The organism is Pseudomonas fluorescens HK44, from assembly GCF_000217955.3.
In the GTDB taxonomy this organism is placed as follows: Bacteria; Pseudomonadota; Gammaproteobacteria; order Pseudomonadales; family Pseudomonadaceae; genus Aquipseudomonas; species Aquipseudomonas fluorescens_AQ.
The window spans coordinates 723,703-744,230 of the sequence record NZ_AFOY02000015.1 but is presented as its reverse complement, the minus strand read 5'-3'; the positions used below and the strand labels follow the sequence as shown (position 1 = coordinate 744,230).

Genomic DNA, 20,528 nt, shown 5'->3' with positions numbered 1-20,528 from the left:
CCTTGGCTGTTTGATCTGACCGAGCACGGAGAATCTAGCGATCGACGTGTTCTTTTTGCATGGACAGCCACATTCAGAGCGGACCCCATGAAACGCCTGCCACTCGACGACAGCTTCAAGGTCAATCGCAACCCCGTTACCCTGCGCGAAATCGTGCTGGATAAATTGCGAAGCGCCATCATGAACTTCCAGCTTCTGCCGGGAGACCGTCTGGTCGAACGCGATCTGTGCGATCGCCTGGGGGTCAGCCGCACTTCCGTACGGGAAGCCTTGCGCCACCTGGAATCCGAAGGCCTGGTGGAGTTCGCCGACGCCAAGGGCCCACGGGTCGCGATCATCACCCTGGCCGATGCCGTCGATATCTATGAGCTGCGTTGCGTGCTTGAAGGCCTGATCGTCCAGCTGTTCACCCTGCGCGCCAAGGCCAAGGACATCAAGGCCCTGGAAAAAGCCCTCGAGGAAAACCGCAAGGCCCTCAAGGATGGTGAACTGCAACAGGTTATCGACTCGGTCCAGGGTTTTTACGACGTCCTGCTCGAAGGCTCCGGCAACCATGTCGCGGCCACCCAGCTGCGTCAGTTGCAGGCACGGATCAGCTACCTGCGGGCGACGTCGGTATCCCAGGAAAACCGTCGCAGCAGCAGTAACCAGGAAATGGAACGCATGGTCGAAGCGATCAAGAGCGGCGATCCGTTGGCCGCTCACCAGGCATGTGTCGACCACGTGCGCGCCGCCGCCAAGGTCGCCCTCGATTACCTCAAGCGCAAGCAGGAAGAAACCGGCGTGATTCCGGAGATCACCCTGCCCATCGCGCTCAAAGAACCGCGTATAGGTCGCTGAAAATGTTCAGCCCGAGCTTTTGTCCAAAGTGCGGTGGCAATGACCTCAGGTCTCAACTTCCGCCGGGCGATACGCACGAGCGCCTGATGTGCCGCGGTTGCGGCTACATCCATTACGTCAATCCGAAAATCATTGCCGGCTGCATCATCGAACAGGATGGCAAGTACCTGCTGTGTCAGCGCGCCATCCCGCCGCGTCCAGGCACCTGGACCTTGCCGGCGGGGTTTATGGAAGGTGGCGAGACCACCGAGCAGGCTGCGCTGCGCGAAGTCTGGGAAGAAAGCGGCGTGCGCGCGGAAATTCTCTCGCCCTACTCGATCTTCAGCGTGCCGAAGATCAGCGAGGTGTACATCATCTTCCGCGCCATCGCCCTGGAGATCACCGGCCAGTACGGGCCGGAAACCCTCGACTACAAATTCTTCGCACCCGAGGATATTCCTTGGGACAGCATCTACTACCCGGCTATCCGGCAGATCCTCGAACGCTACATCGAGGAACGCCAGGCCGGGGTCTACGGTATCTATATCGGTAACGACGACACCGGCAAGATCCACTTCATCCGCTGAGCCGCTGATCCGTGGGAGCAAAGCTTGCTCGTGATAGCGATCTCAGGGACGCCATCGCGAGCAAGCTTTGCTTCTACAGCGGTTAACGCGCAGGCTCAGGGCACTACGCCCTCGACAATGATCACTTCGGCCCGAGCTGCGCCCTCGCGGTGCCGTTTCGCCTCTTGATACTGCTCGCTGTGGTAACAGGCCAACGCTTGCTCGTAGGAATCGAACTCGATCACTACGCTGCGTTGCGGTGTGGGCCGTCCTTCCAGCGCTTCGCTGCGCCCTCCCCGGGCCAGCATCCGACCACCGTACAACGCGAAGGCCGCTGGTGCCCGCTGGGTGTAATGGAGGTATTGATCGGGGTCGGTAACATCCACATGTGCAATCCAGTACGCCTTCATAGTGACCTCTCGGCTTGTTTTGTATTATGGTATACCACAAAGTATTTCCATCAAACACTGAGAGTTCCAGCATGGCCTTCAACAGCATCGAAGAAATCATCGAAGATTATCGCCTCGGCAAAATGGTGCTGCTGGTTGATGACGAGGATCGGGAAAACGAAGGCGACCTGCTGCTCGCCGCCGACTGTTGCACGCCCGAGGCCATCAGCTTCATGGCCCGTGAAGCCCGTGGCCTGATCTGCCTGACCTTGACTGACGAGCACTGCCAACGCCTTGGGCTGGAGCAGATGGTGCCGAGCAACGGCAGCGTCTTCAGCACCGCCTTCACCGTGTCTATCGAGGCCGCCACCGGCGTGACCACCGGTATCTCCGCCGCCGACCGGGCGCGAACCGTCGCAGCTGCTGTCGCCGCCAGCGCCGGGCCTGCCGATCTTGTGCAACCCGGCCACATCTTTCCGTTGCGCGCCAAGGAAGGCGGCGTGCTGACCCGCGCCGGTCATACCGAGGCCGGTTGCGACCTGGCGCGCCTGGCCGGCTTCACTCCCGCCTCGGTGATTGTCGAAGTGATGAATGATGACGGCACCATGGCCCGCCGCCCGGACCTGGAAGTGTTCGCGCGCAAGCACGGGATCAGGATCGGCACCATCGCCGACCTGATTCACTATCGCCTCAGCACTGAGCATACCGTGGTGCGCATCGGCGAACGTGAGCTACCTACGGTGCATGGCACCTTCCGGCTGATCACCTTTGAGGACCGCATCGAAGGCGGCGTACACATGGCGATGGTCATGGGTGAGTTACGCCATGACAAACCGACCCTGGTGCGCGTGCATGTGATCGATCCGCTGCGCGACCTTGTGGGTGCCGAGTACAACGGTCCCTCCAACTGGACGTTGTGGGCCGCGTTACAGCGGGTGGCCGAAGAAGGTCGCGGCGTGGTGGTGGTGCTGGCCAACCATGAATCATCGCAGGCGCTGCTCGAGCGAGTCCCTCAACTCACCCAGCCGCCCCGGCAGTTCAGCCGTTCGCAGTCGCGCATCTATTCTGAAGTGGGTACCGGGGCGCAGATTCTGCAGGAACTCGGCGTGCGCAAGCTGCGTCATCTCGGCCCACCGTTGAAGTACGCCGGTTTGACCGGTTACGACCTGGAAGTGGTCGAGAGTATTCCTTTCACCGAATGATTACGGGCCTGCCGGGCTGCCTGAGAGACCGCTGTCCGGCGGTCTGACGGAACATAAATCGCACTTTTGGCGGATAGCCGGTAAAGCAAAGTGCTTGCACAAAGTTTGGAATACCATAATATGATATTCCATAGACCGGACAGTCGTGACTGACCAGATGGACCTACTGCTCCCGATAGGCGGGCACTCAAAAGCCCCGCTCATAAACACAACAATGAGGGCGTGAAAATGGTGTTGAACAAATCTGCAACCGCAATACTTTTTGCGGGACTGCTTAGCGTGACCAGCCAGGCGTTGATGGCGGCTGAAAGCGTCAACTTCGTCAGTTGGGGCGGTAGCACCCAGGATGCGCAGAAGCAGGCCTGGGCCGATCCGTTCAGCAAGGCCAGCGGTATCACCGTGGTCCAGGATGGCCCTACCGACTACGGCAAACTCAAAGCCATGGTCGAAAGCGGCAACGTGCAATGGGACGTGGTCGATGTCGAAGCCGACTTCGCCTTGCGCGCAGCCTCCGAAGGCTTGCTCGAGCCCCTCGATTTTTCCGTGATCCAGCGCGACAAAATCGACCCGCGGTTCGTCTCCGATCACGGCGTCGGTTCGTTCTTCTTCTCCTTCGTCCTCGGCTACAACGAGAGCAAGCTCGGCGCCAGCAAACCTCAGGACTGGACCGCGCTGTTCGACACCAAGACCTATCCCGGCAAACGTGCCCTCTACAAATGGCCGAGCCCAGGTGTGCTTGAACTGGCCCTGCTGGCCGATGGCGTAGCCGCGGACAAGCTCTATCCGCTGGACCTGGACCGTGCCTTCAAGAAACTCGACACCATCAAGAAAGATATCGTCTGGTGGGGTGGCGGTGCTCAATCGCAACAACTGCTGGCCTCTGGCGAAGCGAGCATGGGGCAGTTCTGGAACGGTCGGATCCACGCCCTGCAAGAAGATGGCGCACCGGTGGGCGTGAGCTGGAAACAGAACCTGGTCATGGCCGACATTCTGGTGGTGCCTAAAGGCACGAAGAACAAGGCAGCGGCCATGAAATTCCTGGCCAACGCCAGCGGCGCCAAAGGCCAGGCCGATTTCTCCAACCTGACCGCCTATGCGCCGGTCAACGTCGACAGCGTGGCGCGCCTGGATTCGGTGCTGGCCCCTAACCTGCCGACTGCCTACGCTAAAGATCAGATCACTCTTGATTTCGCGTACTGGGCCAAGAACGGTCCGGCCATCGCGACACGGTGGAACGAATGGCTAGTCAAATGAAGATGACGGCCACTGCGTCCAGTCACTCCATCGCGACCGGGGGCGTCTCTGACGCTGCCGGCTCGTCCCCAGGCAAGGCGGCTGTGATGAAGCAATCCCCGTCACTGGCACAGCGCTGGCGTGGCGCGAGTAATCTGCTCCCCGCCCTGCTGTTCCTTGGCCTGTTCTTTCTGGCGCCGTTGATCGGCCTGCTGTTGCGGGGCGTGCTGGAACCGGTCCCGGGGCTGGGCAACTACGAGCAGCTGTTCGCCAACTCGGCCTATGCACGGGTGCTGCTCAATACCTTCTCGGTGGCTGGACTGGTGACCCTGTTCAGCCTGCTGCTGGGCTTTCCTTTGGCCTGGGCGATCACGCTGGTGCCCCGTGGCTGGGGCCGCTGGGTCCTGAACATCGTGCTGCTGTCGATGTGGACCAGCCTGCTGGCACGGACTTACTCCTGGCTGGTGCTGTTGCAAGCGTCCGGGGTGATCAACAAGGCACTGATGGCGATGGGCATCATTGATCAGCCACTGGAGATGGTGCATAACCTGACCGGTGTGGTGATCGGCATGAGCTACATCATGATCCCGTTCATCGTGCTGCCGTTGCAGGCGACCATGCAGGCCATCGACCCGATGATCCTGCAAGCCGGCTCGATCTGCGGTGCCAGCCCCTGGACCAACTTCTTCCGGGTGTTCCTGCCGCTATGCCGGCCGGGGCTGTTTTCCGGTGGCCTGATGGTGTTCGTGATGTCCCTCGGTTACTACGTGACCCCGGCGCTGCTGGGTGGCGCACAAAACATGATGCTGCCGGAATTCATCATTCAGCAGGTGCAGTCGTTCCTCAACTGGGGCCTGGCCAGTGCCGGCGCCGCCTTGCTGATCGTGATTACGCTGGTGTTGTTCTACTTCTACCTGAAGCTCCAGCCGGAATCTCCGGTCGGCGCCAGCAACGCGAGGTAAGTCGTCATGCTCCTGACCCCCAATGCCATGAGCCGGCGCATGCGTTTCGGCCTGTATTTCACCACTGGGCTGATCGCGCTGTTTCTGCTGCTGCCGATCGTGTTCATCGTGTTGCTGTCCTTCGGCTCCTCCCAGTGGCTGGTGTTTCCGCCACCGGGCTGGACGCTGAAATGGTACGGCCAGTTCTTCTCCAACGCCGACTGGATGAACGCAGCGCTGGCCAGTCTCAAGGTCGCGGTGCTGACCACGATCTGCGCCGTAGCCCTGGGCCTGCCGACCGCGTTTGCGCTGGTGCGCGGGCGCTTCCCGGGACGGGAAATGCTTTATGGCCTGTTCACTTTGCCGATGATCGTGCCGCTGGTGATCATTGCGGTGGCGGTGTACGCGCTGTTTCTCAAGCTCGGCTACACCGGGACAATGTTCGCTTTCGTGGTCAGCCACGTCATCGTTGCGCTGCCGTTCACCATCATCTCGATCATCAACTCGCTGAAGCTGTTCGACCAGTCGATCGAGGACGCTGCGGTGATCTGTGGCGCCTCACGCCTGCAAGCGGTGTTCAAGGTGACCTTTCCGGCGATTCGTCCGGGCATGGTTGCCGGTGCGCTGTTTGCCTTCCTGGTGTCCTGGGATGAAGTGGTGCTGAGCGTAATGATGGCCAGCCCGACCCTGCAAACCCTTCCCGTGAAAATGTGGACCACCCTGCGCCAGGACCTGACGCCTGTGATCGCCGTCGCTTCGACGCTGCTGATCGGCCTCTCGGTATTGGTCATGGTCATCGCCACCGCCGTTCGCCGGCGCAATGAAATCAGCGCCTGAGCGCCCAGGAGTACGACATGAGTGCCGTGATCAAAAATTCCTCGCAGCAGAACGACCAGCCGCTGGTAAGCCTGTGCAACCTGAACAAGCACTACGGCGACTTTGCTGCCGTGGACAACATCTCGCTGGACATCAAGGACGGTGAATTCCTGACCTTCCTCGGCTCCAGTGGCTCCGGTAAAAGTACCACCCTGTCGATGCTCGCCGGTTTCGAAACCCCGAGCAGCGGCGAGATCCTGGTCAATGGCCAATCGCTGGTCAACGTGCCGCCGCACAAGCGCGACATCGGCATGGTGTTCCAGCGCTACTCGCTGTTCCCGCACCTGTCAGTGCGTGACAACATCGGCTTCCCCCTGGCCATCCGCAAGCTGGCCGCCAGCGAACGCGAACGGCGCGTCGATGCGATGCTCAAACTGGTGCAACTCGAACAGTTCGCCCATCGCCGCCCTTCGCAACTTTCAGGTGGCCAGCAGCAACGGGTCGCCATCGCTCGGGCGCTGGTCTATGAACCGCGCATTCTGCTGATGGACGAGCCTTTGGGGGCCCTGGACAAAAAGCTGCGTGAGGACCTTCAGGATGAACTGCGCCAACTGCATCGGCGTCTGGGTATCACCATCGTCTACGTGACCCACGACCAGGAAGAAGCCATGCGTTTGTCCCAACGTATCGCGATCTTCAGCCACGGCAAGATCGTCGGTCTGGGCAGCGGCTACGACCTCTACCAGAACCCGCCGAATGCCTTTGTCGCGTCGTTCCTCGGCAACTCGAACTTCCTCAAGCTCAAGGCCCAAGGCAATGCGGCCGCGAGTTTCGAAGGCCAATCACTGTCGATCCGCCTGACCGCCGGGCTGAAAACCGACCAGGCTGTACTGCTGATGGTGCGTCCGGAAAAGGCCCAGGCATTGAGCGTCCAGCAAGCCACTCAGGAACCCCTGGCCGCAGGCTGGAACGAAGTCTCGGCGACGGTCGGCGAAGTGCTGTTCCTCGGTGAAAGCCAGACCTGCACCGTGATGACCTTGGGCGGTACGTCCATGACCGTCAAGGCGCTCTCTGCCGCTGGGATGCCACTCAAGACCGGCGACCCGGTGCGCGTACGCTGGGCCACTGCGGATGCTTGCGTGTATACCGAATGGACCGAAAGCGACCTGAACAAAGCCGCTGGCGCCCACTGATCCGACCTCACAAAAAGCGCTTGCAAACGATGTATTACGGTATACCATCAGACCAATATAAACATAAAAACCGTCGTACAACGCCAGAGGACCGTCCAATGATCGATGCCGCCATCTACAAACAAGTCATGGGTTCGTTTCCGTCCGGGGTGACCGTGATCACCACGCTGGATGACGATGGGCAGGTCGTTGGCCTCACCGCCAGCGCCTTCAGCTCGCTGTCGATGGACCCGGCCCTGGTGCTGTTTTGCCCCAACTACAGCTCCGATTCCTACCCGGTACTGATCAAGAACAAACGCTTCGCCATCCATGTACTGTCCGGCGGCCAGCAAAACGAGGCTTATGCCTTCGCCCGTAAAGGCAAGGACAAGGCGCAAGGGATCGAATGGACGTTGAGCGCGCTGGGCAACCCGCTGCTGAACAACGCCACGGCGATCATCGAATGCGAACTGTGGCGCGAATATGAAGGTGGCGATCACGCGATCATGGTCGGTGCGGTGAAAAACCTGATCGTGCCGCACCACACGGCTGGCCCGCTGGTGTACTGCCACGGCAAGATGGGCGCGCTGCCCGTCCTCGCCTGAACCGACCGCCAATAACAAAGATTCGAGGTAAGCGTCATGAAATTTTCCCTGTTCGTGCACATGGAACGTTGGGACGAGAGCATCAGCCATCGGCAGCTGTTCGAGGACCTGAGCGAACTGACCCTGATGGCCGAGGCCGGTGGTTTCAGTACCGTGTGGATCGGCGAACACCACGCCATGGAATACACCATCTCGCCCAGCCCGATGCCGCTGTTGGCCTACCTGGCGGCCAAGACCACGACCATTCACCTTGGCGCCGGTACCATCATTGCGCCGTTCTGGCATCCATTGCGGGTTGCCGGCGAATGCGCGCTGCTGGACGTAATCAGTAATGGCCGCATGGAAGTCGGGCTGGCCCGTGGCGCCTATCAGGTAGAGTTCGACCGCATGGCCGGCGGCATGCCCGCCTCCTCCGGCGGTCAAGCGCTGCGGGAAATGGTCCCGGTGGTTCGTGCGCTGTGGCAAGGCGACTATGCCCATGACGGCGACATCTGGAAATTCCCGACCTCCACCAGTGTGCCCAAGCCGATCCAGAAGCCTAACCCGCCGATGTGGATCGCCGCCCGCGACCCGGACTCGCACAACTTCGCGGTCGCCAACGGCTGCAATGTCATGGTCACGCCGCTGATGAAGGGCGACGAAGAAGTCCTCGATCTGAAGAACAAGTTCCAGACCGCCCTGGATAACAATCCGGACGTACCGCGCCCGCAATTGATGGTGCTGCGCCACACGCACGTGCACGCGGTTGATGATCCCGAGGGTTGGAAAGTCGGCGCCAAGGCGATCTCGAAGTTCTACCGTACGTTCGATGCCTGGTTCGGCAACAAGGACGTGCCGGTCAACGGTTTCCTGGCGCCGAGCCCGGAAGAAAAATTCGCCGGGCGCCCGGAATTCGAGCTGGAAAACATCCGCAAGAACACCATGATTGGTACCCCGGAAGAAGTCGTCGCCCGCATCAAGTATTACCAGGAACTGGGCGTCGACGAGTTCAGCTTCTGGTGCGACAACAGCCTGCCCCATGCGGAGAAAAAGAAATCCCTGGAGCTGTTCATCAAACAGGTGGTACCAGCGTTTCGCTGAAATCTCCTCGCGCCTGCTCACTGCGTGACGGGCGCCACGCCTCAACAGACGCCAGCAATGGCGTCTTCCTCAGCGACGGTTGGCGCCTCTGCGAGTTAACAAAGGCGAACTCAACCGCACATCGGACAACACAACAGCGCATGGGCATAATCAACGGACTGAAAAAGAGTAATGTCCATGCTGATCGACGAAGAACTGACCCTGAAAAAGCTGGAAGTGTTCCTGGCGTTCATGCGCACCGGCAACCTGGCCCGTGCGGCAGCCGAACTGCAGACCAGCAACGTCAGCGTGCACCGGGCCATTCACTCGCTGGAAAGCGCCCTGCGCTGCCCGCTGTTCAAGCATGAAGGGCGTAACCTGACGCCACTGGAAAGCGCTTATGTGCTCGAAGAGCGGGCGCAGAAGCTGATTCAGGATGTGCTCGAAAGCGTGCGCCTGACCCGTGAAGCCGCAGGCTTCTCGGCTGAACGCTTCAAGCTCGGCTCGCTCTATTCGCTGACGGTCAAGACTGTGCCGCAGTTGATCATGGGCCTGAAAATCCGTCGCAGCGAACTCAACATCGACCTGATCCTCGGTTCGAATATCGACCTGCTGTACAAGCTCAAAAACATGGAAGTCGACGCGATCCTGGTGTCCCTGGACGACACCGTCAACGACCCGGACTGCGAGCAGATCCCGCTGTTTTCCGACGACATCTTCCTCGCCACACCGGCCGACTCACCGTTTGCCCAAAGGGCCGAAGTCGATCTCGCCGAAGTGCGCAACGAGACCTTCATTACCCTGACCCAGGGCTTCGCCACGCACCAGGACGGGATTCGGGTTTTCAAACAGGCGGGGTTCGAGCCCAAGGTGGCGATGCAGGTCAACGACATCTTCACCCTGCTGAGCATGGTCAGCTCCGGGGTCGGTTATGCGCTGCTGCCAGGGCGGATTGCAGCGGTCTACGAGAACCGGGTGAAGCTGATCCCGTTGCAGGAACGCTATCGGTTGCAGCAGCACATTGGGGTGGTGTTTCTGAAGGCCAAGGAACGCGACCCGAACCTGCTGGCGTTGTTGGCAGAGTGTCGGATGTATGCCAATCGACAAGTTTGAAACCGAGGCGCCCCCATCGCGAGCAGGCTCGCTCCCACATCTATGGTTACCCCCTTTTCTGCAATACTGTTTTTGATGCGTGTTTGGCTTGCTTTCATCTATCCGGCGTCTGTGTGGGGTGGCAACCCCGCGCCTCGATGAGAATCGATGCCTAACGATCCTAATTATTCGAACGGCCTTTCAGCCGTGTGGGAGCTCAGGGTTGTCGTCAGGCCGGTTAGCCGTTCACGTCATCTGTTATCCAGCATCGCAAAACCAGGTGGGTGGTGCTCGGGTGACAGCAGGGTCAGGCGTTCATCGCGGTTGGCCCTGCATCAAATTCAGTGTGGTGGGCAGCAATCGCCCAGGCGATCCTTGCCAGCTTGTTGGCCAGCGCGCAGACCACATGGTTGGAGTGATGGTGGGCCAATAGCTGCCGGACCCAGTCCGCCAGCCAGCCTTTCTGTCGGTCCAGTTGCATCAGGTAAACACGGGCACATTGGACAAGCAGGCGCCGCTGGTTGCGATCACCTCGCTTGCTGATGCCCAGCAGGACGGTCTTGCCGCCCGTAGAATGCTGTTTGGGTATCAGCCCGATTGAGGCCGAATAGCCTCGGCCGCATTTGAACTGCTTGCCATCGCCCAATTCGGCAGCCAGGACGCTGGAGGTGATCGGGCCTACGCAGGGCATGGTCATCAAACGAGCCGCCAGATCATCTTCGGCGGCCTGGCATTCCACTTCCTTGTCCAGCGTCTTGATCTGCCCATCCAGATAGGTGAAGTGCTCCTGCAACCTCGTCAGAAGTTTTTTGATGGGCACAGGAATTGAACTCGCTTCAAGCCGAGCGGGCAGTTCTTTGATGGGCTTGAAGCCTGTGGCCAGACTGACGCCGACCTCCAAAAGCGCTGCGTGAATCCGATTGACGGTCGCGGTGCGCTCTTTGATGAACGAATCGCGTGTCGAGTTGAGCATGGCCAGCAGCTGCTGAGCCTGGGTTTTGGGGTGTACAAAGCGCATTGTTGGACGAGTCGCCGCCTCGCAGATCGCCTCGGCATCAGCGAAGTCGTTTTTGTTGCTTTTCACGTAAGGGCGTACGAGATGCGGGGCAATGAGCTTGGGCGTATGTCCCAGCTTCGCGACCTCCTGCGCCATGAAGTGGGCTCCGCCGCAGGCTTCCATCACAACGGTGCAGGGTTCGAGATTCATCAGGTGCTGCATGAGCGCCGCACGAGTAAACTTTTTGCGGTAAAGCTCATGACCACGATCATCTTGCGCGTGTAGATGGAAAGAGTGTTTTCCCAGATCGATGGCGGCAATAGCTACTTTGTTCATGGCAACGGTCTCCGATGAGCCCCCTGCGAAAGCTTAGTGGGCGATCACAGGGGGCGGCGGGGGTAGCCATTTCATTATTGGAATGCGTTCCCCTGTGGGAGCGAGCCTGCTCGCGATGGCGTCAGAACAGATGAATCAAATCTGAACCTAGCCGACAATCCCGCGAACGATGAAGTACAGCAACGACGGCCCCAGCAGGCAGCCCAACCCGGTATGAAACGTCGCCGTCAGCGCACCATACGGCACCAACCGCCGATCCGTCGCCGCCAGGCCCGCCGTCACACCGCTGACGGTGCCGGCCAACCCACCGAAGACCATCGCCGAGCGCGGGTTATCAAGCCCCATCCAGCGCGCAGCCATCGGCGTGCCGACCATCACCAGAATGGCCTTGATCAGGCCGGTGGCAATCGACAACGCGACCACATCGGAACTGGCGCCAATCGCCGCGCCCGTCACTGGGCCAACGATGTAGGTCACCGCACCGGCGCCAATGGTGGTCATGCTCACCGCATCGCGATAACCGAACATCCAGGCGATGCTCGCCCCGACAATAAACGGCAGCACCGTGCCGAGCAGCAGCGCGAGCGCGCCGATCAAGCCGGCCTTGCGTGCTTCGGTGGCCTGCACTTCGAAGGCCGTGGCGACAATCGCAAAGTCGCGCAGCATGGCGCCGCCCATCAGGCCGATGCCGGAAAACACCGCGACGTCCGCCAGGCCTTTCTGCCCACCGGTGAGCGTGCCGCCGACCCAGGCCAGCACCAAGCCGATGACGATGGCAATCGCCGAACCATGAATCCGTCCGAACGTCAGGCGTTTGGAGAGCACGACGGAGATCCACATGATCACCCCGACGAACGCGAACGCCGTGACCAGATCGTTATGTTTCAGACCCGCTTCCATGAGATTCCACATATCAGCGACCTCCTGCTGGAGCTGCGATCGAGACACTGTCGACCGGTTCGTCCGGCAACGGCTCGCCTTTGTGGGTCCGGCTGATCAAGGCAATGGTGCAGCCGCAGATCACTACCGAACCGATGGCCGCCAACACCGCCACCGGGCCGCCGTGCAAGGCGGCGACGACGTTCTGTTGCGCGGCCATGGCCACCACCACCGGAATGTACATGGCGCCCCAGAAGCCGACACCCAACTCACAATCCTTGGTCATACCGCCGCGTTTGTGCATCCACAGTTTCGCGAAAATCAGCAGGATCATCGCGATACCGACCCCGCCGACGTTGGACTTGACGCCCAGCAACACGCCAAGCATGTCACCCATGATCACCCCTGCCAGCGTACAGATCGCCAACAGCGCCACACCGTAAATAATCATTGTTGTTATCCTCAAAGTGCATCGTCGAAGTTATTGTTTTTGTCCTTCGCAGCCTGAGCGGTGTCTAGAGTTGGCGACGTCCCTCCTCACGCAGCAGCGCTTGCAACGTGTCCAGGCGTGCGCCATCGAAGGCGATCACCGTGCCGTGTTCAAACACCCGTCGGGCCAATCCTGTGAGCACTGCACCGGGTGGCAGTTCGATGTGCAACCGCACGCCACGCTCGTAGGCACTTTGTACGGTGCCGCGCCAATCCACGACCCGGCACATGTTGAAGGCGAGGTCATCGCGCAATGCCTCGACCGAACGGATCGGCCGGGCGCGGCTGCCACTCAAGTAGCCGATTGTCGGTAGCTTCAATGGCACTTTGGTAAACGCCTCGGCCAGTACCTGCGCGGGCTCATCGAGCAGCGGGCAATGCGACGGCACGCTGACCGCCAACCGTTTGGCCAACCCTGCGCCACACCCTCGGGCCAATTCGGCGACGGCGTTCATCGCCGAGTCGCTGCCGGCAATCACCAGCTGGTTGTCGGCATTGATATTGGCCAGGTAGACCGGGGTCTCAATACTGTGAACCTGCGCCAGCAAGCCTTCCACGGTCGCGAGTTCCAGACCGATGATCGCGGTCATGCCGTAGCCCTGCGGACAGGCCTGTTGCATCAACTCTCCCCGCAGGCTGACCAGATGCAGCGCATCGCTGAAACGCAACGCACCCGCTACTACCGCCGCCGGGTACGCGCCGATGGACAGCCCGGCCACGTAATCCACTGTACTTCCCTGCTGCAACAACATACGTGCCGCAGCTGTTCCTGCAATCAACAGGCACAGCTGAACCGCACGGGTCGATTTCAGCGCCTCGGCGTAATCAAGTTGCAGAACATCCTCCCCCAGCACCTCGCTCGCCTCGATCACTGTCGCCTCGGGTAAACGATGGAGCATGCCCGGCTGCTGCGCGCCCTGGCCGGGAAACACCAACAGGCTGCTCACGCTGGTTGCTCCTGTGGATGCCAAGGGTCGATCACCAGCCGTGCTTCGTGGGCGTTTTTGAACAACACCCGTCTTGCCGGGCTGGCCCATTCGCGCAAGGCAACTGCGCCCAGCGGCGATTGCAATTGCATGTCCACCGGACACCCAACGGCGTCCAGCCGCTTCAGCAGTTGCTGTGCCTGAGCCCGATCCATGGGGTGCGGCGTACGCAGGATCAAGTCGAGATCGCTGCGCTCATGCAATGCCGTCACACCACTGGCCAACTCAAACCCGGCGCTGCCACTGACGCCCCAGACCCAACCGCAGGCATCGAGCATTGGTCGCAGTTGCTCCAGGGCCTGCAAGGCCGGCAGGTCGCGATCACCCTCGACATGACAAAGGTCTTCCGGCCGTACCCGACGCTGGATCGCCTCGACCGCCGTCCACGTGGCATAACGTTGTCCGCGCAACGGTCCACGCACGCCCACCGCAATCTGATTTTTGGCACTCAAGGCGCGTCGAACCACGACCGGTTGACCTTGGCTGATTGCCTCGACCACCCACGTCGGCGCATCCGCCGGCAACTGCTCCGGGGTCATCCCCCAGAGCAGGTCATGGGCCAGAAACGCGCTCACCATTGCTCACGCAGCCGTTGGCGAACCTTGCTTGACGCCGCACGATTGGTCGCACCCAGCCGCGAGCTCAAATCAGCCCCGGTGCTTTCAACGTCGCCAATGGCCTGGCGCAAACAGTCGCTGACCCGCGCCAGATCGCTCGCAGTCGGCTGCTCGATCTGCTCCACCGTCAGGGTTTCCCAGAGCAGGCCGAGGCTGGCATAGCTGTCGATGTCATAGGCCATCGGCGGCACGCTGGCGGCCAGGACTTCGAGCTCTTCAACGCTGCGCAGAGTGACCCGCGCGGCCGAGACCTTGCCCATGGCGTGAACCATCACCCCGGGATCACGCAGGGCAATCAGCCGGTTGGCCTGATAACCGTGGGCCAGAAACGCCCCGGACATCGCCTTGCCCACCAGCAAACCAATCACCGCATGCCCGGCCAGTCGTGCGCGGGCATAACTGTCCGCAGCAGCAGCCAGCGCCTGATGGATACCCAGGGCTTCTTCGCGGCGACCGTAGGCCTGGCTCGGCACATCGACGATGGCGATCAACGCGCGTTTTCGCGGTGTGGCGCGATCGGCTTCAATCACCTCATCCACCGCTTTGGCCAGACCCCAGCCCTCCAACAAACCGACCTCGCCGTGACGGGCACGGACAAAGCGGTTCTGCGGATCGGCCACCACGGCGATAAACCGCACAGGCTGCTCGCCCAACACGCCGTCGGCGACCTTTAACGAAGCGGGCAATCCGTCAACGAAGGTGGAGCCGGCACTCAAGGCTTGAAACCAGTGCAAACCTCTCAGGGAAAAAGGGCTCATGAGTGCTCTCCTTGGTACAGATCGCGAACCGTCGCCGGTTCGATTTGTGGCACCGCATCCAGACGGGCGAGGCGTTGCAGGAACCGATCCGCCTGGCGACTGCGCTGTTCAGCAGGCAGCCCTTGTTGCAGCAGTTCGCTGACGTGCTGCTGAATCTGCGCCACGTCATCGGCCACATACCGATCCACCAGCCCACTGGCGAACCGTTGCTCGCCGCCGGTCAGGCTCCAGATGAACGGACGATCGCGCGAATCGTATTCCTCGATCCCGGCTTCCTGTTCAATCACCTGCGGACCATTGAGGCCAAGTCGCGCTTCCTGAGTGACCAGCAAATAGCTGCACAACCCGGCGGCAATCGACATGCCGCCAAAGCAACCGACGCTGCCGGCCACCACACCGATCACCGGCTGGTACTGGCGCAAATCGACAATCGCCGCGTGAATATCGGCAATCGCCGCCAGCCCGAGGTTGGCTTCCTGCAAACGTACACCACCGGTTTCCAGCAACAGCACGGCACGGGTGGCGATGCCCTTGCGGTTGTCCTCGGCTGCCAGTTCCAGCGCGCCGGCAATTTTCGCCCCGCCGACCTCACCCAGGCTGCCACCCTGAAAGGCGCCTTCGATGGCGGCGATCACCACCGGCAAACCGCCGATGCTGCCCTTGGCGATGACCACACCGTCATCGGCTTGCGGCACCACGCCCTGACGCGACAGCCATGGCGACATGACGCGCTGGAACGGGTCGAGCAATTCACGGAAGGTCCCGGCGTCAAGCAAGGCCTTGGCGCGTTGCCGGGCACCGAGCTCGACGAAGCTGTGCTTATTCAACAAATGCGCGCTGTCAGTCATGGCCGATCTCCTCGAAGCCCTGTTCCAGACGCAAGCGCACCACGCCTGGCGTGGCCCCGAAATCATGAATATCAATGGTCATCGCTGGCGGTGTCTGTCCGTCAAACATCCGTGTAAACAAATGCTGCCAGCGCTGTTGACTGCCATTGACCGAGGTCTGCACCTGGATCGTCAGCGTGCCGGCCTGTCCCGGTTCGAGCAGCACTTCGAGATCGCCCGAGCCGACACAGCCGACCAGCGCCCGGCCCCGCGCCGGCTGCCCGGCGGGAAATTCAAAGGATAAGGTTTCCATCAAAAAGCTCCCAGGATGACGCCGTCGCAAGAGGAGATGCGGTCGATAAACAGACAGGCTGCGAGCAAATCCGCAGCACCGCCGGGCGAGGCATTCAACGCAATTAATTGTTGGTCCAACTCATGCAACCGGCGACGACCGGCCAGGCTGGCGCTGCCGCCTGCCTCCAGCACCGAGCAGGCACCGAGTTGCATCGTTTCCAGCCCTTGCTCGCCTGCGCGGTAAAGCACGCAGGTATCGGCGAGTGTGCTCATGATCGCCAGCAAGGCATCGAGCCGGGCGTTCTGTTCACCGCTGCCCGCAGCGCGGCTGCGTTGGAGTTGCGGCAGGCCGAATTGGATCACTGCCGGAAAACCCAGTTGTGCCTCTTCCCGAGCGCCCCGCGCCCCGTAACGTTGCGCTACTTGAGCGCCGTGGCTGAACGGCCGCGGCGCATGGCGATCCTCGAGTAAGGCCAGACGCGCGGCGCGCACAGTGACCGCGCTGGCGGAAGTGGATTCAGGTTCCAGCGCGGCGGCGGCGACCAACAGGCCCAAGGCCCAGATCGCTCCGCGATGGGTGTTCACGCCATCGGTGGTGGCCAGCATCGTTTGTTCACCGTCGCGACCGATTTGCCCGAGGGCCTCGCGCAGCGGCAGACCGACTTCGCCAAACGCGATGGCTGCTTCAGCCATGTCCTTGAAGGCCGGCCACAGCGACAGCGCCGATGCGTGCATCAGCCCCAGGTGCAAATCGCTGTGGGCACCGTTGCCGCGACGATCGACCAGCGCCGGTTTGGGTGAGAGGTCGGCTTCGTCGATCAGGGCCTCTACCGCCAGGTCCGCCAGCCGTTCGGCCAGGGTCAGGCGCTTGGGTTGCAGATTGAGTGCGTGCATTACCAGCTCCTGAATTTGGCGGGCGGGTTGTACAGGCCACCCGACCACTCCACCAGATCGGCGACGCTTTTCGCCGCCAGCAGTTCGCGGGTGGCGTCGGTGCGGCGGATGCCGAGGTCTTCGGGCAAGGCGATCAGGCCCTCGCGGCGCATCCGCGCAGTGTCTTTGGGGTTATGCCGCAGGCCGATGGCAGTGACCCCGGCCACGGCCGCGATCATGGCCTGGCGTTCCTCCAGGGAGCGCGCCTTGTACAAATAGGCGATGCCTTCTTCGGTAAGCAGGTGAGTGACGTCGTCGCCGTAGATCATGATCGGCGCCAGCGGCATGCCGCTTTTCTTCGCCACTTCAACCGCATCGAGGGTTTCAACGAAAGTCGGTTTGCCGCCCTCCTGAAAGGTCTCGACCATTTGCACCACCAGCTTCTTGCCACGTTCGAGCATCGCTTCTGGGGCATCGTCGTGGCGCATGTCGAGCCAGGCCGGGGTGCCGTGGCGGCGACCACGCGGGTCGTGGCCCATGTTCGGCGCGCCGCCAAAACCGGCCAGGCGTCCACGGGTCACGGTGGAAGAATGGCCGTCGCCGTCCACCTGCAAGGTTGCTCCGATAAACAGGTCCACCGCGTACTGCCCGGCCAGTTGGCAGAACATTCGATTGGAACGCAGGGAGCCGTCGCGACCGGTGAAAAACACGTCCGGGCGCGCGGCGATGTAGTTCTCCATCCCCAGTTCGGTGCCGAAGCAATGCACGCTTTCGACCCAGCCACTTTCGATGGCCGGAATCAGCGTCGGGTGCGGATTGAGGGTCCAGTTGCGGCAGATCTTGCCCTTGAGCCCAAGCGATTCGCCGTAGGTCGGCAGAATCAGTTCGATGGCCGCGGTGTTGAAACCGATACCGTGGTTGAGCGACTGAACATTGTGTTTTTCGTAGATCCCGCGGATCGCCATCATTGCCATCAGCACATGCACGGGCTTGATGTGCCGGGGGTCGCGGGTGAACAACGGTTCGATGTAGAACGGTTTGTCGGCCACCACCACGAAATCCACCCAGGACGCGGGAATGTCCACGCGGGGCAACTCGCTGACGTCGTCCACCAGTTGGTTGACCTGGACAATCACAATGCCGTCGCTGAAGGCTGCCGGTTCGATCAGCGCCGGCGTGTCTTCGGTGCTCGGTCCGGTATAAATATTGCCGGCACGGTCGGCCATGAAACCGGCCGAGAGCACCACGTTGGGAATCAGGTCCACCACCAGCCGGGCGTAGAGTTCGATGTAAGTGTGAATCGCGCCGATTTCCAGCAGACCATCTTCAAGCAGCTGGCTGATGCGCAGGCTCTGGGTGCCAGCGAACGAGAAATCGAGCTTGCGGGCGATGCCGCGCTCGAACAGGTCGAGGTGCTCCGAGCGGCCGACGCTGGGCATGATCATGTGCAGGTCATGCAGCCTGGCCGGATCGGCCTTGGCCAGGGATCGGGAAAGAAAGTCCGCCTGCTTCTGGTTGTTGCCCTCCAGCACCACGCGGTCGCCAGGCAGAATCAAGGCCTCCAGCGCCGCAACGATTTTGTCGGTGGGCAACACCACACCATCGGCGAGACCCCGCACCTGCTCCAGGCGGCGCTGTTTTTCACTGCGCCGCCGCGTCCAGCGCGAGTCGGGGGATATTGTTGTTGTCATGCTCACTCCACGGGTTCGCTTTCGTGGAGCTACCTTAGGAGCTAACGGAGGGTGGCATCAATCAAGATGAGCGGCGAACCGTTACGCTTAGGTTAATGTTTTCCCCGCTTTCATTGGACGCTCTGTCAGTTCAATTTCTTCAGCCGTGCTTCAATCGCTGAGTTCGCGTCCCAACTCGGTCTTCAGCCACTGGATAAACCACTCCACATCCGCCGACGGCGTCAGCACGCCCACGCCTACAAACAGGCGGGCCGCTGGTTCGAGCGCTGCCCTTCGCCGCTATTAAAATAAGCAAAACCTTCCAACTATAGGATCAGCCTATAAAAACCATAAGCCATCGATCTTGGACGCTATAGCTGTGCGCGTTCATTCTTTCAGCCAACCACAACGGCAAGGTACTTCACCATGAAAGAGTTGATCGATGGCTTCCTCAAGTTTCAGCGTGAAGCGTTTCCACAGCGCTCCAGCCTGTTCAAGCATCTGGCCTCTACCCAGTCGCCTAAAACACTGTTCATTGCCTGCTCCGACAGTCGTGTCGTGCCGGAGTTGCTGACCCAGCAAGAACCCGGCGAACTGTTCGTGATTCGCAATGCCGGCAACATCGTGCCGTCCTACGGCCCCGAGCCTGGCGGTGTCTCCGCCACGGTCGAGTACGCCGTTGCCGTACTGGGCGTCACCGATGTGGTGATCTGCGGGCACTCCGATTGCGGTGCGATGACCGCCATTGCCCAGTGCAAATGCCTGGACCACTTGCCCGCCGTCGCCAATTGGTTGCGCTACTCCGAAGGCGCCAAGGTGATCAATGCCGCCCGCCCTCACAACAGTGACGAAGCGCGCCTGACCTCACTGGTCAAAGAAAACGTCATTGCTCAACTGGCCAATCTGCAGACTCATCCCAGCGTTCGCCTGGCCCAGGAGCAAGGCGCGTTGAATCTGCACGGCTGGGTCTACGACATCGAAAGTGGCGGCATCGACGCGCTCGACGGTGTTTCCCGGCAGTTCGTCTCGATAGCCGATTTTCCGGACACCTGCGCCATGCCCGCCCGGGCTGTCGCCAACGTCGCTTGAATCACACACCCCATCAATCCGCAGGAGAAGCACCATGCAACAGTCCCATGCTTATCAAGACCCAACGCTGGCCCTGACCGGCAAAATCCTCGAAGCCAAGGCCAGCAAGGACCTGTCCTGGGAAAACCTGACTGAAGGCACCGGCCTGAGCCTGCTCTACGTCACAGCTGCCCTGCTCGGCCAACACCCACTGCCGGAAGCGGCTGCCAAAGTAGTGGTCCAGCACCTGGGCCTGGACAACGACGCCGTCGCCCAATTGCAAACCATCCCGCTTCGCGGCTCTCTCGCCAGCGGCGTACCGACAGACCCGACCATCTACCGCTTCTACGAGATGATCCAGGTGTACGGCACTGCCCTGAAGTCGATTGTTCACGAGCAGTTCGGTGACGGCATTATCAGCGCCATCAACTTCAAGATGGACATCAAGAAGGTCGAAGATCCCGAAGGTGGCTCCCGTGCGGTCATCACCCTGGACGGAAAATTCCTGCCTTACAAACCGTTTTAAGCTGACGAACGTGGGCCGGCACTAATCTGCCGGCCCACTCAAAACGCATTTCTGGCGCCTTCAGTCATCCACGTTATAGTTGAAAGAACCCAAACCACGTGGAGGGGGTATGCGCCAGATTGTCAGCAAGGAGCCCTGGTGGGCTACGCCGCCGAAACCCGGGCAAGGTGAGTCCGAGCTGGAGTGGGGTTGGCTGGTCACCTACAACGAGGGCGAGCCGCGTTTCGAGTTCGTGAAAGAGCGGCCAACGGATAACGAAATCCGTAATCGCAAGAGTTGCCGTATCACTCTTCCAGAATAACCGGCGCGCCATC

General features: G+C 60.9%; 24 protein-coding genes. 13 read left to right on the top strand and 11 right to left on the bottom strand.

Features of this window, described 5'->3' with window-relative positions; genetic code table 11:
• Window positions 1–87: 87 nt before the first annotated feature.
• Entirely contained in the window at window positions 88–840 is a 753-nt protein-coding gene (locus tag HK44_RS16135; RefSeq protein WP_019690463.1) for a GntR family transcriptional regulator, read from the top strand.
• 2 nt (window positions 841–842) lie between these two features.
• The gene (locus HK44_RS16130) at window positions 843–1,406 is read left to right on the top strand and encodes an NUDIX hydrolase (protein ID WP_019690464.1); all 564 of its coding nucleotides are present in this window, start codon (window positions 843–845) and stop codon (window positions 1,404–1,406) included.
• Window positions 1,407–1,501: 95 nt separating this feature from the next.
• On the opposite strand, the gene HK44_RS16125 is transcribed toward HK44_RS16130, so the two are convergent.
• Window positions 1,502–1,795, bottom strand: a complete 294-nt coding sequence (locus tag HK44_RS16125) for a DUF1330 domain-containing protein (RefSeq protein ID WP_019690465.1) — start codon at window positions 1,793–1,795, stop codon at window positions 1,502–1,504.
• A gap of 71 nt (window positions 1,796–1,866) precedes the next feature.
• Between HK44_RS16125 and ribBA the strand changes: the two genes are divergently transcribed.
• The 8 genes from ribBA to HK44_RS16085 all read left to right on the top strand — a co-directional run bounded on the left by ribBA (window position 1,867) and on the right by HK44_RS16085 (window position 9,915).
• Window positions 1,867–2,976 carry a bifunctional 3,4-dihydroxy-2-butanone-4-phosphate synthase/GTP cyclohydrolase II gene (gene ribBA / locus HK44_RS16120; RefSeq protein WP_019690466.1) on the top strand — a complete coding sequence of 370 codons (1,110 nt, stop codon included), beginning with the start codon at window positions 1,867–1,869 and terminating at the stop codon, window positions 2,974–2,976.
• A gap of 228 nt (window positions 2,977–3,204) precedes the next feature.
• Window positions 3,205–4,230: an ABC transporter substrate-binding protein gene (locus tag HK44_RS16115; protein ID WP_019690467.1), complete on the top strand. Its 1,026-nt coding sequence runs from the start codon at window positions 3,205–3,207 to the stop codon at window positions 4,228–4,230.
• Window positions 4,227–5,171, top strand: a complete 945-nt coding sequence (locus HK44_RS16110) for an ABC transporter permease (RefSeq protein ID WP_019690468.1) — start codon at window positions 4,227–4,229, stop codon at window positions 5,169–5,171. The genes HK44_RS16115 and HK44_RS16110 overlap by 4 nt, the downstream gene beginning before the upstream one ends.
• Before the next feature lie 6 nt (window positions 5,172–5,177).
• Window positions 5,178–5,987 (top strand): ABC transporter permease, encoded by an 810-nt coding sequence (locus HK44_RS16105; protein ID WP_024264991.1) that lies wholly within the window; start codon window positions 5,178–5,180, stop codon window positions 5,985–5,987.
• 17 nt (window positions 5,988–6,004) lie between these two features.
• Window positions 6,005–7,159: an ABC transporter ATP-binding protein gene (locus tag HK44_RS16100; protein ID WP_019690470.1), complete on the top strand. Its 1,155-nt coding sequence runs from the start codon at window positions 6,005–6,007 to the stop codon at window positions 7,157–7,159.
• A gap of 98 nt (window positions 7,160–7,257) precedes the next feature.
• Window positions 7,258–7,743, top strand: coding sequence for a flavin reductase family protein (locus tag HK44_RS16095; protein WP_019690471.1), 486 nt, complete (start codon window positions 7,258–7,260; stop codon window positions 7,741–7,743).
• Window positions 7,744–7,779: 36 nt separating this feature from the next.
• On the top strand, window positions 7,780–8,823 hold the full coding sequence (locus tag HK44_RS16090; RefSeq protein ID WP_019690472.1) for an LLM class flavin-dependent oxidoreductase: 1,044 nt from the start codon (window positions 7,780–7,782) through the stop codon (window positions 8,821–8,823).
• Window positions 8,824–9,000: 177 nt separating this feature from the next.
• Complete coding sequence (locus HK44_RS16085) at window positions 9,001–9,915, top strand: LysR family transcriptional regulator (RefSeq protein WP_019690473.1); 915 nt, start codon at window positions 9,001–9,003, stop codon at window positions 9,913–9,915.
• A gap of 286 nt (window positions 9,916–10,201) precedes the next feature.
• Here HK44_RS16085 and HK44_RS16080 read toward each other — a convergent pair whose 3' ends face one another.
• The 10 genes from HK44_RS16080 to mdcA all read right to left on the bottom strand — a co-directional run bounded on the left by HK44_RS16080 (window position 10,202) and on the right by mdcA (window position 18,641).
• On the bottom strand, window positions 10,202–11,227 hold the full coding sequence (locus HK44_RS16080; protein ID WP_024264761.1) for an IS110 family transposase: 1,026 nt from the start codon (window positions 11,225–11,227) through the stop codon (window positions 10,202–10,204).
• Window positions 11,228–11,374: 147 nt separating this feature from the next.
• On the bottom strand, window positions 11,375–12,139 hold the full coding sequence (madM, locus tag HK44_RS16075; protein ID WP_019690474.1) for a malonate transporter subunit MadM: 765 nt from the start codon (window positions 12,137–12,139) through the stop codon (window positions 11,375–11,377).
• Window position 12,140: 1 nt separating this feature from the next.
• Window positions 12,141–12,557, bottom strand: a complete 417-nt coding sequence (gene madL / locus HK44_RS16070) for a malonate transporter subunit MadL (protein ID WP_019690475.1) — start codon at window positions 12,555–12,557, stop codon at window positions 12,141–12,143.
• 64 nt (window positions 12,558–12,621) lie between these two features.
• The gene (gene mdcH / locus HK44_RS16065) at window positions 12,622–13,542 is read right to left on the bottom strand and encodes a malonate decarboxylase subunit epsilon (RefSeq protein WP_019690476.1); all 921 of its coding nucleotides are present in this window, start codon (window positions 13,540–13,542) and stop codon (window positions 12,622–12,624) included.
• Window positions 13,539–14,159, bottom strand: coding sequence for a malonate decarboxylase holo-ACP synthase (locus HK44_RS16060; protein WP_019690477.1), 621 nt, complete (start codon window positions 14,157–14,159; stop codon window positions 13,539–13,541). The genes mdcH and HK44_RS16060 overlap by 4 nt, the downstream gene beginning before the upstream one ends.
• Window positions 14,153–14,956 carry a biotin-independent malonate decarboxylase subunit gamma gene (gene mdcE, locus HK44_RS16055; protein WP_019690478.1) on the bottom strand — a complete coding sequence of 268 codons (804 nt, stop codon included), beginning with the start codon at window positions 14,954–14,956 and terminating at the stop codon, window positions 14,153–14,155. The genes HK44_RS16060 and mdcE overlap by 7 nt, the downstream gene beginning before the upstream one ends.
• Window positions 14,953–15,804, bottom strand: a complete 852-nt coding sequence (locus tag HK44_RS16050; RefSeq protein WP_019690479.1) for a biotin-independent malonate decarboxylase subunit beta — start codon at window positions 15,802–15,804, stop codon at window positions 14,953–14,955. Before HK44_RS16050 ends, mdcE begins: the two co-directional genes overlap by 4 nt.
• Window positions 15,797–16,096, bottom strand: a complete 300-nt coding sequence (locus HK44_RS16045; protein ID WP_019690480.1) for a malonate decarboxylase subunit delta — start codon at window positions 16,094–16,096, stop codon at window positions 15,797–15,799. The genes HK44_RS16050 and HK44_RS16045 overlap by 8 nt, the downstream gene beginning before the upstream one ends.
• Window positions 16,096–16,971, bottom strand: a complete 876-nt coding sequence (locus HK44_RS16040) for a triphosphoribosyl-dephospho-CoA synthase (protein ID WP_019690481.1) — start codon at window positions 16,969–16,971, stop codon at window positions 16,096–16,098. The genes HK44_RS16045 and HK44_RS16040 overlap by 1 nt, the downstream gene beginning before the upstream one ends.
• Window positions 16,971–18,641, bottom strand: a complete 1,671-nt coding sequence (mdcA, locus tag HK44_RS16035; RefSeq protein WP_019690482.1) for a malonate decarboxylase subunit alpha — start codon at window positions 18,639–18,641, stop codon at window positions 16,971–16,973. The genes HK44_RS16040 and mdcA overlap by 1 nt, the downstream gene beginning before the upstream one ends.
• A gap of 405 nt (window positions 18,642–19,046) precedes the next feature.
• Between mdcA and HK44_RS16030 the strand changes: the two genes are divergently transcribed.
• The 3 genes from HK44_RS16030 (at window position 19,047) to HK44_RS16020 (ending at window position 20,515) form a co-directional block, all read left to right on the top strand.
• Complete coding sequence (locus HK44_RS16030; RefSeq protein WP_019690483.1) at window positions 19,047–19,709, top strand: carbonic anhydrase; 663 nt, start codon at window positions 19,047–19,049, stop codon at window positions 19,707–19,709.
• Between the two features lie 34 nt (window positions 19,710–19,743).
• Window positions 19,744–20,214 (top strand): cyanase, encoded by a 471-nt coding sequence (cynS, locus tag HK44_RS16025; RefSeq protein ID WP_019690484.1) that lies wholly within the window; start codon window positions 19,744–19,746, stop codon window positions 20,212–20,214.
• Between the two features lie 109 nt (window positions 20,215–20,323).
• Entirely contained in the window at window positions 20,324–20,515 is a 192-nt protein-coding gene (locus tag HK44_RS16020; RefSeq protein WP_019690485.1) for a hypothetical protein, read from the top strand.
• The last annotated feature ends 13 nt before the right edge of the window (window positions 20,516–20,528 follow it).